This window comes from Niastella soli (assembly GCF_017742245.1).
In the GTDB taxonomy this organism is placed as follows: Bacteria; Bacteroidota; Bacteroidia; order Chitinophagales; family Chitinophagaceae; genus Niastella; species Niastella soli.
In genome coordinates this window covers 1,291,639-1,306,001 of sequence record NZ_JAGHKO010000004.1, presented here as the reverse complement: position 1 = coordinate 1,306,001, position 14,363 = coordinate 1,291,639, and the positions used below count along the sequence as shown (strand labels likewise).

Below are 14,363 nucleotides of genomic sequence, written 5' to 3'. Positions count from 1 at the left end.
CCAATTAAAAGAGCCTTCCCGTCAAACGACCGGAAGGCTCTTTGGGTTCGAACAACCGCTGTTGTTTAGTAAGTATATAATTAGTTAGGATCAACTATTACAAGTATAGCATCTGATGCTATCGGCGGATACAGGCGAAACCGGTTAGCGCCTGTTACAACAGGGATGGTTCCCACCAGCGTATGTTGATTATTGTAAAAACGGGCCACTGCACCTGGTGAAGGGGTGCCATTAAAGGTCATGATAACGGTGATGACATTCTGATCGTCAAATTGTAAAAATCCTGAAGCGAACCCGCCGCCTGCCGGTATATTAAAATAAGAGATTGTTTGCAAAGGCGATACAAAATCTACCTGCGTTATGTCTGCATTGATATTGTTCTGAACAAACAGGTCCAGTGCACTGGGGGTAAGCCTGGTTGGAGAATGTACCGGCTGGGGATGAAAGCTGCTGAAAATTGTTAGCAGTAAAAGAAGCGTGGGGACAAGAAATTTCTTTTGCATAGAATAAAAGTTTAAAGTGATTAATAATAAAATACACTTAAATCTAACCATTTTATGCCAAACAAATTTGTCCATTCATTGCGCTGCAGCAGATCAGCCGGATTAACTGTAGTGAACAAACGTAAAAATATAATACCCGGCGCTAACTGTAGGGGAAGCTCCGGGTATTATATTTTAAAACTATAATTTAAAGCCAACAGACAGGCTTAACACCCGGTGTTTGTTGTTATTATCGTCAGTACTATTGGATCCTGATTGTAACTTGGCCAGTCCATACCCATAATTCACGGCTATTAATACGCTATTAAGCTCAAACCCGGCGGTTCCATTGAACCCATAATCAAATCTTCTCATTACTCCCAAACCGGTACCTTCTTCATTATTGAACGTAGATGGGTCATCATTGCTAAATTCTATCTTCTCTTTGCTGCTGTATGCCACGTTTACATATTTACCTTCAATTTTTCTTTTTCCACCAACACCCATAGCTATATACGGACCGGCGCCAAAAAAGATGTTTGATTCAGAAGCGAGGGGCAATTTTATTACAGCATTAACCGGTACCTCAATGTACAAAGGATTGGCAGTCGCTTTGTAATAGGTTAGGTCATTGGGGCTGCCACTTTGAATTTTGGACCCTTTGCCGGTAAAAAAGATCCCGGGTTGAATGGCTAATACCTTTGCAATGGTAATATCCCCCATAATGCCCACGTGAAAAGAAGTCAGCATGTTTGCATCATCTACTTCACCATTACTTTTGTAAGATACATTGGCAAAATTTACACCGCCTTTTAACCAGGCGGCGCCGGTTTGGGAAAATGAGGGTACGCTAAGACAACTAATAAGGGACAAATAGATCAAGCGTTTTAAAAGCATACTTGTTTTTTTATAGGGTGATTACTTAAAAAGTGGACCTTTGACCATCAAAGTTGCATGAGGTTTAATTGTTATTTGATGGGGTTTGATTTTATTTGCGACTTTGTGTATAAAAAACAGACATCTTACTTATGCAGGAAGATATAAGATCGATACTATGGTACCAGTTTGGTGCAGCTATAGATATGCTTGAGAACGCTATGGTGGTCTGTGCAGATCATTTGTGGAATTCCGACACCCAATTCTGGTATATGGCCTATCATACTTTGTTCTATCTGGATTATTATGTGAGTGAGGACCCGGATGGCTTTATGCCGCCCGTCCCATTTACCTTATCCGAATTCGATCCAAACGGCGCCTTGCCCGACCGCGTGTACGGCAAGGAAGAGTTGTTGAACTACCTGGCCTATGGCCGGAAGAAATTGTTTGACCGGATCATGAATTTATCAGAAACAGGCGAGGGCAAACGCTTTACCAATGAAAGAAGGGATTACAGCGCTGTAGAGATCTTGCTTTATAATATGCGACATGTTCAGCATCATACCGCTCAATTGAATTTATTATTGCGCCAGGGAATGAATGAGGCGCCCGGCTGGGTATCGCGCACAAATAAGTAACAGGGGAAGATCTTAGTATGACTTTTGATATATAAACGAAAAAACTATGGCAAAAAATAATTTACGGGCAATGCATAATGTCGGCATCGTTGTAGAATCCCTTGATGGTGCCATCACTTTTTTCACCGAATTAGGGTTGAAATTGGAAGGGCGGGGCACAGTGGAAGGAGAATGGGCCGGACGCGTCACGGGCCTGGGTAATCAGTCTGTAGAGATTGCCATGATGGTTACCCCCGATGGCCACAGCCGGCTTGAGCTCTCGAGATTTGTTACCCCGCCAACGGTTGCAGATCACAGAACTGCCCCTGTCAATGCGCTCGGTTATCTACGTATCATGTTCAATGTTGAGGACCTTGACGAAACGCTCGCCAGGCTTTACAGGCAGGGCGCTACACTCGTTGGGGAAGTGGTTCAATACGAAAATATTTACCGGCTCTGCTACATCCGCGGGCATGAAGGATTGCTCATCGGGCTGGCAGAAGAACTTGGTAATAAATAAAACTATTTGCCGATAATTTCCTTTCGGTGTTGAAGCCCCCAGTCAGTAAGGTCCTTGATTATTGTCTGGAGGCTTTTACCATGTTTGGTGAGTTCATACAGAACTGTAACAGGCTGCGTCACTGGCATACTGGCTCTTCCATTCGCCCGCTATGGTGTCATTCTCCGGTAAATGTGTTGTTGTTTTAACAGTTACTGTGAGTGAGGAAACCATGATATAAATTGATTAGCATTTAGTTATGATATGCGTCTCCTTTTCGGGCCGCTCTAATTGACTGAACGACACTTGTTTAAATGAGTGCTAACTCACTTTTGTTCGGGATTTCTTCGGGTTTCTCTTAGGAGAACACCGGCTTTTCTCTGGGAAAACCAAAAGAAATCCCGAACAAAACCCTGGTCAGACCCAGTGCATACCCGAAGAAATAGGGCTGATATAGCTTATATATCCCAACAGACTGCCAGCAGAATGGCATCAAAATGCCATAGCCTATGGCATTCTTATGGGATTCGGATGGGATTCTTATGGGATTCTGACCTGGGAAATGGCTTGTAGTAGTATATCTGGAGAGAATCTGACCTGAACTTTCCATAATGGCGCTCCGACGAGTCGGAGTGCCTTGTTAAGTAAAATGGTTGTCAAAAGTGAAACGGGCGCTGGAATAGCTTCTAATGACGTTATGGACTGATTAAGCCAGGATTGATCGTGACTGCTAAACGAACAAGGATTACCAATGCCGGTAAAGGAGCTTAAACCGAACTTTACCAATTCACACCGGATCTATTCCAATTCACATCGGTTAAGCTGGCACATTCCCTAATTAGGGAAGTTTACACCTGTAAACAATAAAATTAACCGAAATGGTGAAAAGAATTTTAACCGCCCTGCTTTTGTTTTATACCGTTAACGGGCAAGCCCAGTCAAATAACGCCGATTCATTTACGGCATTTGGAAACCAGTATGACAGCCTTTTCAGGAGCGCGTATGATCATAAAGATACTACCCGCTATCAACAGTTGCTGACCACGTTCACCCTGCGTTACAATAACCTGGACAGTACCTCCAAAAAAGCCAATGCAAACCGCCTTTCAGTGGCCTTGTATAACCTGTGCTGCGTGTATAGCCTGCAAAACAGACAGACGCAAGCACTTATCTATCTTGACAAATCCATCCAGGCGGGGTATTATAATTATTCGAACATGATGGCTGATAAAGACCTGAATAACATCAGGTCGCTGGAAAAATTCAGGCAACTGGCTGCACCGCTGCGTAGAATTGGTGATTATCCGTATATCCTGCGTCAGGCAGCGTTGTATAATACTGCCGATACAAGGCCTGTACCCCGTTTTACTTACCTGTTGAAAAACGATTCCAATCTTGTTGCATTGCGCAAAGCGTTTAACCTGGATTCCATTGCCGGGCAGGGTAACGATGTATCGCAGCTGCTTAACCTGATGCATTGGCTGCACAACCTTGTTCCGCATGATGGCCAGCATGAAAATCCGGCGGTAAAGAACGCGCTCAGTATGATTGCCGTTTGTAAGAAAGAGGACCGTGGGCTCAATTGCCGCGGACTGGCCACCACGTTAAATGAATGCTATCTCGCACTCGGTTTTAAATCAAGGTTGGTGACCTGTCTGCCAAAAGATAGCCTTGGCATAGATTACGATTGCCATGTGATTAATATGGTCTATGCGCCTTCCCTAAAAAAATGGTTGTGGATAGACCCTACATTTGATACTTATGTTATGAACGAAAAGGGTGATCTGTTAAGCATTGAAGAAGTAAGGCAAAGGATCATTGATAACAGACCGCTTATTATAAGTCCCGATGCCAACTGGAACCATAAAGTAAGCGAAACAAAAGAACACTATCTCTTTTATTACATGGCCAAAAATCTGTACCGCCTCGAATGCCCTGTAAATAGTACGTTCAATATGGAAACAACTGCCGAAGGCAAGCGTATTGAATATATTCAATTGTTGCCGCTGGACTACTTTAAACAGCCGGTAAAAACATCCTGGACCAGTAAAAACACTAAAACCGCTTATACTTATTATTATACCAATAACCCTGCTTATTTTTGGCAGGTTCCTGAAAATAACTAAGGATGGTAAAGACCTTTATACTGTGTTTGTTGCTGCCTGTTATGGCTATGCAGGGTGTTGCGCAAATAAAATGGACCAGGAGCTCAACACTGCTGACAGACAACGCATGGGAGAATTACTCAACCACTTATATCTCACCGGAAGATGAAAATACAAAGCCGGTGTTGGTTACCGCCATTCCTTATAACGGTATTTATTCCCACGAAGACCAGTATGGCCTGCCTTTTTCCATGTCGGGCAATCAATCTTTGTTTGGTTTTGTCTCCCGGCTTTCTGCCAAAACACAGCAGTTGTTCACGTACGATTCATCGAATGTTTATTTCATTACTCCGGGCATTCACCCATCCAATGCACGGTTGTACGAGTACCGGGTGCTGCTGAACGGGAAAATGGTGATTACACCCTGGACAACGATAACGCAATTTACGGATGACGATTTTCAGCTGAATAACTTTAAAAAGCATTTGGGTTTCCTGGGCGGTTACAAAACAACCTGGGGTAACGGTATTGTTGTGGAGTTAAGAAGAACAGGCAGTGATTCACTGCTGGCCTCGTCAGCGGTTGCCTGGGCGGAAACCAAACCTCAGTTGTTGCAGATCTATACGCCCGGCGACCTGGAAGATCTGTTAAGCCTGCTGAAAACATCTTATAATCCCTATACACCTGAAGTGCCTTCCGGGGAGCTGCTTAAGTGGCGAACAAGATATGCCCGTAACCAGCTTGATCCGGAAACCGGCCTGCCCAAAAAGCTGGTCCTGCAACCAGGTGAAAGCTCCGTGATCTTTTATCTGCGTTCAGGAGTGTTTAAAAGATATGCGATCGAGTACCAGTTGCTAAAGGACGGTAAAGTGGTAATTAAATGGCAGCCGAATGATAAAGACAACAGCTTTATCCGGCTTAAAGAGCTTTCCCATGGCGATTACCAGCTGTTTATCCGCTATAGCGCGCAACGGCATAACGTTATCAGGTACCCTTTTGAAGTAGAACCGGCCTGGTATCAAACCGGGCTTTTTAAAGGGGTGGCGGCCTTCTTACTGGTTGCTTTTATTTCGGCCATTTATTTGTTTTACCGGTTGATAAAACAACAACGGCGCACCAGGGCAGCGGAGGCAAAAAAGCAACAGCTTGCCCTTGAACTAAAAGCCATCCATACCCAACTAAACCCGCATTTTATCTTTAATTCGCTCAGCTCAATACAGGGGCTTATAAATACGAATGAGATCAAAGCTGCCAATCAGTATCTTTCCGAATTTGGCACCCTGATGCGCAATACGCTTACCGGCAAAGACAAGAACTTTACTACCCTTGCCGAGGACATAAGCACCATTGACAATTACCTAAAGCTGGAGCAATTAAGATTTGGGTTCCTGTATTCGATCAGCACGGATGAAAATATTGATGTCCGGGAAACAGAAGTGCCTTTTTTACTTTTACAGCCTATCGTTGAAAATGCAGTAAAGCATGGCGTTGGGGGAATGCAGGATGGGGGAGTGATCACTTTGACATTTAGGCGGGAGGACAACAACCTCATAGCCTCCGTTGCGGATAATGGTAAAGGCTTTTCCGATAAAGCAAAAACAGGGTACGGCCTGAAGCTGACTCGGGACCGGATAACGTTGCTCAACCAAACAATGAGCGACAGGTCACTTGCGCTTGCTATTGAAGACAACGTCCCTGGCACTCTTGTGAAAATTAACTTTATTAACTGGCTGCTATGACTGTACGCGCTGTTATTATTGATGATGAACGAAAAAATGTTGACAATGTATCTGCATTACTTGCTGCCTATTGCCCGCAGGTGAACGTTGTTGGTACCGCTTTTGACGCGCCAACCGGAAGGCAGGTGATCTTGCAACTGCAACCGCAGCTCGTTTTTCTTGATATACAAATGCCGGGTGAAAGTGGGTTTGACCTGTTGCGTTCATTAAACCGCTATAATTTTGAAGTGATCTTTATTACTGCTTACGATATGTATGGCATCCAGGCGGTAAAGTTTGCCGCGTTGGACTATCTGTTAAAACCAGTGAACATTGCTGAATTGCAACAGGCTGTTGACAAGGCTATCGCAAGACTTCAATCCAAAAACCAGGAACTGCAGCTGGAAAACCTGGTGCAGCTACTACAACGACAGCAGCATAAAGAGGAACACCGGATCGCCTTACCCGTATTAAAAGAAACCAGGTTTGTTTACACCCGGGACATCATCCGGTGCGAAGCATCCAACAACTATAGCAGATTTTTCATGACCGATGGGGAAGAGTTGTTGGTTTCCAGACCCATCTTTGAATACGAGGAAATACTTAAAGAGTATGGCTTTCTACGCTGTCATCAATCCCACCTGGTAAATAAAAAGTTCATCAAAAGCTGGGTAAAAGACGATGGACAGTTTCTGCTCCTTCAAAACGGTATGCAGGTGCCCATATCCCGCAACAAAAAAGACATGCTTGCCCGGGCATTGAGGTCGGATAGTTGAGTGAAACGCAGCTGGTTATATAGCAGCATGCCAATGGGATCTAATTCCCATAGTTTTTTGGTTAACAGTCGTTTACTCCCAAATAAAGGGATGTTAGCATTGCATATGACCTTGCATATGGTGCAGGATGCCCGGTTCTACAAAAGAACTACTTTTACACATTTGAAATTAACCAGTCAATGAGTAAACAAGTTCCAGTTAAGTATAACACCAGTTATCCTTCAATAGAAGACCTGCGCGAGAAAGCCAGGAAAAAAATCCCAAAATTTGCCTTTGAATACCTCGATGGAGGCTGTAATGAAGATGTAAATCTGCATAAAAACACGGCTGAGATCAGAGAGGTGGAACTAGCACCTTATTATCTGAGCAAGCACAAAGGATCGAGCCTGCAAACCGAATTGTTCGGTCATGTGTACGATGCCCCCTTTGGGATTGCGCCTGTTGGGTTACAGGGGCTCATCTGGCCCAATTCGCCACAAATCCTTGCCAAAGCCGCAATGGAGCATAATATTCCCTTTATACTGAGCACAGTTACCACGGCCGATATTGAGACCATCAGCCAGATAACGGAAGGCCGGGCCTGGTATCAGCTGTACCATCCTGCCGAAAATGATGTTCGCGACGATATTTTAAAGCGCTTGGAAGCTGCCCAATACCCCGTTCTGGTGTTGCTGAGCGATGTGCCTTCGTTTGGGTTCAGACCAAGAGACATTCGCAATGGTTTGGCCATGCCGCCCAGGATGACCCTGAAAAATATTCTTCAGATCATGACGCGGCCTGAATGGGCATTTAAAACATTGAAATACGGTACGCCTAATTTCGCCACGCTGAAGCCCTATATGCCCAAAGGATTAAATATGAAACAGCTGGGGCTTTTCATGAATCGCACGTTTGCGGGCAGGCTGAATGCTGATAAAATAGCCCCCATTCGGGATAAATGGAAAGGGAAAATTGTTGTGAAAGGCATTGCTACCGAGGCTGATACTGAAATGTGTATCAAGCTGGGCGTAGATGGCATTGTGGTTTCTAATCACGGCGGCAGGCAGTTGGATGCCGGTCAGTCGGCTATTAAATCCATGAACCCGATCATCGATAAGTATAAAGGAAAAATAAAGATCATGATGGACAGTGGCCTGCGTTCAGGTCCTGATGTGGCGAGAGTAATGGCCAGTGGCGCTGATTTTACCTTTATGGGCCGTTCGTTCATGTACAGCGTGGCTGCGCTGGGCAACGAAGGCGGTAATCATGTGATCTCTATGCTGAAAACTCAATTACAGCAGGTAATGGACCAGGTTTGTTGTGCGGAAGTTGCTGACCTGCCGAAGCATATTATCAAATAAGACCTGACTTTGAAATAAGCTGAATGTATAAACAAAGCCGTTCCGATATTTGTCGGGGCGGCTTTGTTATAAATACATTTAAAAGGCGATAGTCTGATCAGCTGATGCGTTGTTGTCTGTATTGGCCAGGGGTCAGGCTGGTTACTTTTTTAAATACTTTTGAAAAATGCGGCAGGTTGTCAAACCCCACTGCTGTAGCTACTTCTTCGTAGGACATATTCGTTGTTGTCAATAAATACTGAGCCCGTTCTATCCTTTTCTCGTGAATGTAGGCGAGCGGCCTTATTCCTGTGTATTGATAAAATACCCGGGAGAAATAATCCTGGTGTTGATTGGCTCTTTTTGCAAGTTGTGCAACAGTTAGGTCCTGATGGAGATTGACCTGTATATAACCGATCGCGTCGAGGACCTTAATTGGTATCGCATGCTCACTTTCATCCAAAGGGCCTGCTGTTTCAAGGAACCTTGAAAGCAGCTGTAATAGAATGCCCTGTGTTTCCAGATAGGCCGAAAGATTTTGCTTATTATTTAATTCCTCATATTCGTGATAAAAAACGTTCTTTTCATAATCCTTTGGATTTTGAGAGCGGGAAATACCCCTGCCCGGATTTATTTCAAGAATTCTTTTAAAGAGTGCAATATCAATTTCGTTCGCCCTTATTTTTTCCGGGACTCTTTTATTGTAGAATAACGAAATGCCATCCGGAGACTCCTCAAAAAAGTGAATGAAATACTGACTCAGATAATTTGGACAATGAAGATTGCATATGGTGAAGCTCGGTATTATATACATGAAACCACTTTCAAGGGTTACATTTCCATGGGAACTGGAGATGTAGCCTTTGCCTTCATCGATGAAGTATAAACGGTAATAAGGGCTTATGACATTGTTGAAGTTCCAGTTTCGATCAAGTTTTACCTGGTTTACATGTAACAATGAAAAGAAATTCTTCAGGAGTCTCCTGCTCATATCCCAAATATAAAAAGTCGGATTTGTATAAAAGAATGTCTTTTTCCGGTATTTATTTAAAGGGCTATCTTGGTTAAGTTTGTCTTAATAAGCAAATTAGTTCGCGGAAATAAATAAAACGTTGCTGCCATCATGAACAGAAGAGAACTGTTAAAGAACCTGTCAATTTGCGTTCCGGGTATTGCATTCAGGAATCAAATACAAGCATCGGGCCTGTTAAGTGATCATTTTGGTGAAACAATGTCGACTGGCCCTTTTGCCGCTTCCTGGGAGTCACTGTCGGCTTATAAAACGCCTGAATGGTTCAGGAATGCAAAATTTGGGATCTGGGCACATTGGGGGCCTCAATGTGCGCCTGAGGAAGGGGATTGGTATGCGCGTGAAATGTACGTGGAAGGAAGTGGCCAGTATAAAGCGCATATTAAAAAATATGGACATCCTTCAAAATTTGGCTTCAAGGATATAATCCCCACCTGGAAGGCCGACCAATGGAACCCCGAGGAACTACTCGCGCTTTACAAAAAGGCAGGCGCCAGATATTTCATGGCACTGGCCAATCACCACGATAATTTCGACCTGTATAACAGCCGGTATCAGAAGAACTGGAATGCTATTAAAATTGGACCCCAAAAGGACCTGATAGGCGGATGGGAAAAGGCTGCCCGGAGTCAGGGCCTTTATTTCGGGGTAAGCGTTCATGCGGCGCATGCCTGGAGCTGGTATGAAACGGCACAACGTGCCGATAAAAGTGGATCGTTTGCAGGAATACCTTACGATGGCAAGCTGTCAAAGCCTGATGGAAAGGGCTTATGGTGGGAGGGGCTGGACCCGCAGGAATTATATGAACAACGGCACGCGCTGAGTGAAAACAGCCTGGATGAGTCAATGATCAACAAACAATGGAACTGGGGAAATGGGGTGTCAGTTCCCTCGAAGGCATACTGTGAGAAATTTTTTAACAGGACTGTCGACCTGATAAATGCTTACAACCCTGACATGGTTTATTTCGATGACACCGCTTTGCCGTTATGGCCAATAAGTGATGCAGGGTTACGTATTGCGGCTCATATGTACAACAGGAGCATAAAAAAGAACGGCAAACTGGAGGCGGTTATTTTTGGTAAAATATTGGATGAAACACAGCGCAAATGCATGGTGTGGGACATTGAACGTGGTCAAAGCAACAATATTGAACCACTTCCCTGGCAAACCGATACCTGTATTGGGAACTGGCATTATAACCGGTCTGTTTATGAAAACCGGAGATACAAAAGTGCAAAGACCGTCATTCATATTCTTGCAGACGTGGTAAGTAAGAACGGCAATTTATTATTAAGTGTTCCTGTGAGGGGAAATGGGTCAATAGATGAACTGGAATACGCTATTGTAGAAGAGATCGGTGAATGGATGGCAATTAACAGTGAGGCAATTTATGACTCCAGACCGTGGGTAGTATTTGGTGAAGGACCTCAAATGGAAACTGCAGCCCCATTATCAAGGCAGGGATTTAATGAGGGAAAAGGTGTTCTTTTCACTTCCTCAGATATTCGCTTTACTCAGAAGAAAAACGATATCTATGCCATTGTAATGGAGTGGCCTGAGAACGGTCAGGTAACGATCAAAAGTATGAAAAGGGGTGCTGCCGGGATAAATAAGGAAATTTCAAGTGTTACACTGTTGGGGTCATCACAACAACTTACATTTTCACGGGATGACAACGGCTTACAGGTAACGCTTCCGGAAAACAGGCGTAAAATTTCATACGGGCTTACCTTAAAGATAAGCTGAATATAAACTTATTTTGCCGGCATGGTTTAAAGTGTTTGACGATATTGTTTGGGTGATAAGCCTGTAAGCCGCTTGAAAAACTTTCCAAAAATGGATTGGTCACCGAAATGGAGCTCATTGGCTATTTCTGCAATACTCAATTCAGGATTACCCAGAAGTAACTTGGCTTCCAGTAATACAAAGTCGTCAATGATCTCGCCGGCGGTTTTCCCGGTGATCTCTTTTACGGATTCACTAAGATGTTTGGCAGTAACATTCAATGCACGTGCATAGCTTTCCAGGGTCCGCTGGCTCTTATATTGCTCCCTTACTAACTGGGTGAAGCGGACAACGAGATTTTCCTTTCTGCCCCTGTGCGCACTTACTGGTGTTGCATTTTTTTTACTCAGCGCGGCTATTTCATAAAGGAAAATATAAAAGGTATGGTATAGTAATTCCCTTCCATGGGGGTGATCATTAAAGAACTTGCTTTTTTCATACAGTTGATACATGAGGGCGTGTACAAGTACTTTGTCACCGGTATCCAGTATCCAGTGCGGTATATATTGCAGGGATATGTAGTCAAACAGGTCGGTTTTGACTTTTAACATCCCGATCGCTGCCAGAAAATCCAGGGTAAAATGTACGGTTGAGATGCGGGTATCTTTCTCGGCAGCCAGCATTTTTTTTGCAGCACCCGGGGCTATGATGATCAGGCTACCGGCTGTTATGGATACCGTTTCCAAGTTAATAGATAGCTCCAGGCTGCCTTCCTGTATCATTATAACGCTGATAAAATCGGAGCGGAAACTGGATTTGAAAGTTTCGATATCCTGTAGCAACCGGTCCACATCAATAGAAAACCCGGTAACAGGAGATTGTTCTGCAGAAAGGTTTTCTACCAATTGAGCATGCTTATAAAGAAATGTTTTATGTTTCTTTTGTGTCATTTTCTCGCCCGCCTGTGAAGACTTGCCTCCGCAATTTACAATTATTTGCATTGCCATTACACCTGGTCTATGCGGATCCAATGCATACCAGCAGCTATGGCAGCTTGCACGCCCGGATTCCCGTCTTCAAAAACGAGGCACCTGGAGGGGGCAATCCCTAAACTTTCTGCGGCATATAAAAAAGGATCGGGGTAAGGTTTGCCACGGGAGGTGTCACCGGCACAGACCAATACCTCTACGTGTTTGGTAATACCAAGTTGTTGAAGGGTTCTGGAAACCGACACCCGGCCGCCACCGGAAACTACTCCAATATGCACCTTGCCAACATGTGCTTTCAGATGTGCTACCACAAAGTCGATTGGTTTTGTATCCTGAATAAAAGTATCTTCATATAGCATGTTCTTCAGCTGCGCAAAAACTTCCGGTTTAAAACTGGCGCCATACTTTTTTCTGATCTCTTCAGCCACCTGTATAATAGGCCAACCCGCCAGTTCATCGATAATAGTATCATCCAGTTCAAACCCATACATGAGTGCTGCGGCACGGTAGGAGGCCTTGTGTCCTTCCATGTTATCAGCAAGGGTACCATCACAATCATATAGAAATGCATCGAAATCCCCATTGCTCAGTTCGGTAAGGATCGTTTGTTTTTTCCTTAAGATAGAAGCACCATTCATACAAATCGCTTAATTAATTTTAGATAGATAAGAATCAAAGAACCTGGAGAACCGTCCTGGTTGGGAAACACCCCGCTCCACCAGGAATATACCTGTAAGTGCACAACAAATGCCCGCCAGTACATCCAGTACATAATGATGGCTGGTATATACTGCTGAACACCAGATGCCGGCCATGATCACGGAAAAAATAACAGCCGCATACCGGTAGCGGCCTTTTATCCCATAGAACAATACGATCACCGGATAAGAGGAGTGCAGGGATGGCATAGCTGCAAATACATTCGATCCCTTTGCATACAGGGATTGAAAGACCGGTGTACCCACCAATTCATCGAACCGCTTCAGACCGGCCGTATTGCCGGGCGTGGAAGCGATAAAATTAAATTGATGTTCCTGTATGTACCAGGGCGGGGCGGCCGGATAGATATAATACACCACAAAGCCGATCATATTCACCACAAAGAATGCAAGGGCAAACCGCAGGAATAAAGGCCGGTTCCTGAAAAACAAATAAGAGGCAAACAATAAGGGTACCGGTACCCAGCACAAATAAAAAAGACCGCTAAAAAGATCACCCGCCATGGAGTGATGTAACCGGAAATATTCATTGGGAGTAACCACGCCAGTAGTAGTTGTTATACCGAACAACTGTTTTTCAGCCTGGTACAATTGGCCAATATGCACATTCCTGAAAGTATAATTGGGAAAGGCTTTCATGTAATCAAAGATGATCCAGTATACGATGAAGATCGAAAACCCGGTTATAAACTTCCGCGTAGTACCCGAGGCATAATACAGCCCGTTAAAAATGGCGATCAATACCAGCTGATCGGTCTTGAAGCCTACCAGCCACACAGATAACAACAGGTATACTACGGAAATAAGTGTAGTAACCATAACAGTCCGGGGAGCAAAGGGAACAGCAGGAGCGGATTTAATCATATTACTTTTTCTTCTTAGGAAAACCAGATTGGAAAATAACATCCCACAGGGAGGAGCTTACACCATATCCTTTGGTAGGGTCATCATAATGATGTAGCATGTGATGCTGCTTTATCCGCTTCATCAGGCGGCTTTTGAAATTATAATGGTGCATGGCATAATGCATCATATCATACACCAGATAGCCCGTAACAAAACCCGCAAAGAAAGGATACAGGAGGGTTTTGTTTGTAAATACCAGTGAGAACAAAAAATAAAACCCTATAGCAATTGGTATGCTGGCAGAAGGTGGCATCACCAGCCGTTTTGCATCTTTGGGGTAATCATGGTGTACGCCATGGAATATAAAATGGATCCGTTTGCCCCATTCGGAAGATGGTTCAAAATGAAATATAAAGCGGTGCAAGATATATTCTGTAACTGTCCAGATCACCACGCCTGCAGCCAGTAACAAAAAAAAGTATTCTATTGAGATATTCCTGTCAAAAGCCAGCCAGGTCATGATGGCGATAACGGGAACATAAATAAAAAGCGGAAGGGAGAAATGCACTTTCGACAAAGCCTCCATCCAGTTGCTTTTGAACATCCGCACCGATTCGGTAGAATTAGAGATATATAACTTTTTCATTGCAGAAAAATTA

At 44.0% G+C, this 14,363-nt stretch carries 15 protein-coding genes; 7 read left to right on the top strand and 8 right to left on the bottom strand.

All coding sequences use genetic code 11. The features are described 5' to 3' along the window. Window positions 1-80: 80 nt before the first annotated feature. Both J7I42_RS19975 and J7I42_RS19970 read right to left on the bottom strand, forming a co-directional pair. Complete coding sequence (locus tag J7I42_RS19975; protein WP_209140620.1) at window positions 81-503, bottom strand: hypothetical protein; 423 nt, start codon at window positions 501-503, stop codon at window positions 81-83. A 180-nt stretch (window positions 504-683) separates the two neighbouring features. Next, window positions 684-1,379, bottom strand: coding sequence for an outer membrane beta-barrel protein (locus J7I42_RS19970; protein ID WP_209140619.1), 696 nt, complete (start codon window positions 1,377-1,379; stop codon window positions 684-686). A gap of 131 nt (window positions 1,380-1,510) precedes the next feature. On the opposite strand from J7I42_RS19970, the gene J7I42_RS19965 reads away from it, so the two are divergent. Beyond that, entirely contained in the window at window positions 1,511-1,996 is a 486-nt protein-coding gene (locus J7I42_RS19965; RefSeq protein WP_209140618.1) for a DinB family protein, read from the top strand. Window positions 1,997-2,042: 46 nt separating this feature from the next. After that, entirely contained in the window at window positions 2,043-2,495 is a 453-nt protein-coding gene (locus J7I42_RS19960) for a VOC family protein (RefSeq protein WP_209140617.1), read from the top strand. 2 nt (window positions 2,496-2,497) lie between these two features. Here J7I42_RS19960 and J7I42_RS19955 read toward each other — a convergent pair whose 3' ends face one another. Further along, window positions 2,498-2,623, bottom strand: coding sequence for a winged helix-turn-helix transcriptional regulator (locus tag J7I42_RS19955; protein WP_209140616.1), 126 nt, complete (start codon window positions 2,621-2,623; stop codon window positions 2,498-2,500). A gap of 729 nt (window positions 2,624-3,352) precedes the next feature. On the opposite strand from J7I42_RS19955, the gene J7I42_RS19950 reads away from it, so the two are divergent. The 4 genes from J7I42_RS19950 (at window position 3,353) to J7I42_RS19935 (ending at window position 8,413) form a co-directional block, all read left to right on the top strand. Beyond that, complete coding sequence (locus J7I42_RS19950; RefSeq protein ID WP_209140615.1) at window positions 3,353-4,600, top strand: transglutaminase domain-containing protein; 1,248 nt, start codon at window positions 3,353-3,355, stop codon at window positions 4,598-4,600. Between the two features lie 2 nt (window positions 4,601-4,602). Beyond that, a complete protein-coding gene (locus J7I42_RS19945) occupies window positions 4,603-6,318 on the top strand; it encodes a sensor histidine kinase (RefSeq protein WP_209140614.1) in 1,716 nt (571 codons plus the stop codon). After that, window positions 6,315-7,073 carry a LytR/AlgR family response regulator transcription factor gene (locus J7I42_RS19940; protein ID WP_209140613.1) on the top strand — a complete coding sequence of 253 codons (759 nt, stop codon included), beginning with the start codon at window positions 6,315-6,317 and terminating at the stop codon, window positions 7,071-7,073. The genes J7I42_RS19945 and J7I42_RS19940 overlap by 4 nt, the downstream gene beginning before the upstream one ends. Before the next feature lie 179 nt (window positions 7,074-7,252). After that, entirely contained in the window at window positions 7,253-8,413 is a 1,161-nt protein-coding gene (locus J7I42_RS19935; RefSeq protein ID WP_209140612.1) for an alpha-hydroxy acid oxidase, read from the top strand. Between the two features lie 97 nt (window positions 8,414-8,510). On the opposite strand, the gene J7I42_RS19930 is transcribed toward J7I42_RS19935, so the two are convergent. Continuing rightward, on the bottom strand, window positions 8,511-9,383 hold the full coding sequence (locus tag J7I42_RS19930; protein ID WP_209140611.1) for a helix-turn-helix domain-containing protein: 873 nt from the start codon (window positions 9,381-9,383) through the stop codon (window positions 8,511-8,513). Between the two features lie 132 nt (window positions 9,384-9,515). Between J7I42_RS19930 and J7I42_RS19925 the strand changes: the two genes are divergently transcribed. Beyond that, window positions 9,516-11,171 carry an alpha-L-fucosidase gene (locus J7I42_RS19925; protein ID WP_209140610.1) on the top strand — a complete coding sequence of 552 codons (1,656 nt, stop codon included), beginning with the start codon at window positions 9,516-9,518 and terminating at the stop codon, window positions 11,169-11,171. Between the two features lie 26 nt (window positions 11,172-11,197). Here J7I42_RS19925 and J7I42_RS19920 read toward each other — a convergent pair whose 3' ends face one another. Genes J7I42_RS19920 through J7I42_RS19905 form a run of 4 tightly spaced genes read right to left on the bottom strand, consistent with a single transcriptional unit; the run spans window position 11,198 to window position 14,350 of the window. Next, window positions 11,198-12,157, bottom strand: a complete 960-nt coding sequence (locus J7I42_RS19920) for a helix-turn-helix domain-containing protein (RefSeq protein ID WP_209140609.1) — start codon at window positions 12,155-12,157, stop codon at window positions 11,198-11,200. Then, window positions 12,157-12,777: an HAD family hydrolase gene (locus tag J7I42_RS19915; RefSeq protein ID WP_209140608.1), complete on the bottom strand. Its 621-nt coding sequence runs from the start codon at window positions 12,775-12,777 to the stop codon at window positions 12,157-12,159. The genes J7I42_RS19920 and J7I42_RS19915 overlap by 1 nt, the downstream gene beginning before the upstream one ends. Window positions 12,778-12,786: 9 nt before the next feature. Beyond that, window positions 12,787-13,722 carry a phosphatase PAP2 family protein gene (locus J7I42_RS19910; RefSeq protein WP_209140607.1) on the bottom strand — a complete coding sequence of 312 codons (936 nt, stop codon included), beginning with the start codon at window positions 13,720-13,722 and terminating at the stop codon, window positions 12,787-12,789. A 1-nt stretch (window position 13,723) separates the two neighbouring features. Continuing rightward, a complete protein-coding gene (locus J7I42_RS19905; protein WP_209140606.1) occupies window positions 13,724-14,350 on the bottom strand; it encodes a sterol desaturase family protein in 627 nt (208 codons plus the stop codon). Window positions 14,351-14,363 lie beyond the last annotated feature (13 nt).

Excerpts from the sequence above, each read along its gene's own strand:
- J7I42_RS19945 (WP_209140614.1), top strand. The coding sequence starts at position 4,603 with ATGGTAAAGACCTTTATACTGTGTTTGTTGCTGCCTGTTATGGCTATG.
- J7I42_RS19960 (WP_209140617.1), top strand. The coding sequence starts at position 2,043 with ATGGCAAAAAATAATTTACGGGCAATGCATAATGTCGGCATCGTTGTA.
- J7I42_RS19965 (WP_209140618.1), top strand. The coding sequence starts at position 1,511 with ATGCAGGAAGATATAAGATCGATACTATGGTACCAGTTTGGTGCAGCT.
- J7I42_RS19975 (WP_209140620.1), bottom strand. The coding sequence starts at position 503 with ATGCAAAAGAAATTTCTTGTCCCCACGCTTCTTTTACTGCTAACAATT.
- J7I42_RS19970 (WP_209140619.1), bottom strand. The coding sequence starts at position 1,379 with ATGCTTTTAAAACGCTTGATCTATTTGTCCCTTATTAGTTGTCTTAGC.
- J7I42_RS19915 (WP_209140608.1), bottom strand. The coding sequence starts at position 12,777 with ATGAATGGTGCTTCTATCTTAAGGAAAAAACAAACGATCCTTACCGAA.
- J7I42_RS19940 (WP_209140613.1), top strand. The coding sequence starts at position 6,315 with ATGACTGTACGCGCTGTTATTATTGATGATGAACGAAAAAATGTTGAC.
- J7I42_RS19925 (WP_209140610.1), top strand. The coding sequence starts at position 9,516 with ATGAACAGAAGAGAACTGTTAAAGAACCTGTCAATTTGCGTTCCGGGT.
- J7I42_RS19905 (WP_209140606.1), bottom strand. The coding sequence starts at position 14,350 with ATGAAAAAGTTATATATCTCTAATTCTACCGAATCGGTGCGGATGTTC.
- J7I42_RS19930 (WP_209140611.1), bottom strand. The coding sequence starts at position 9,383 with ATGAGCAGGAGACTCCTGAAGAATTTCTTTTCATTGTTACATGTAAAC.
- J7I42_RS19955 (WP_209140616.1), bottom strand. The coding sequence starts at position 2,623 with ATGCCAGTGACGCAGCCTGTTACAGTTCTGTATGAACTCACCAAACAT.
- J7I42_RS19910 (WP_209140607.1), bottom strand. The coding sequence starts at position 13,722 with ATGATTAAATCCGCTCCTGCTGTTCCCTTTGCTCCCCGGACTGTTATG.
- J7I42_RS19950 (WP_209140615.1), top strand. The coding sequence starts at position 3,353 with ATGGTGAAAAGAATTTTAACCGCCCTGCTTTTGTTTTATACCGTTAAC.
- J7I42_RS19920 (WP_209140609.1), bottom strand. The coding sequence starts at position 12,157 with ATGGCAATGCAAATAATTGTAAATTGCGGAGGCAAGTCTTCACAGGCG.
- J7I42_RS19935 (WP_209140612.1), top strand. The coding sequence starts at position 7,253 with ATGAGTAAACAAGTTCCAGTTAAGTATAACACCAGTTATCCTTCAATA.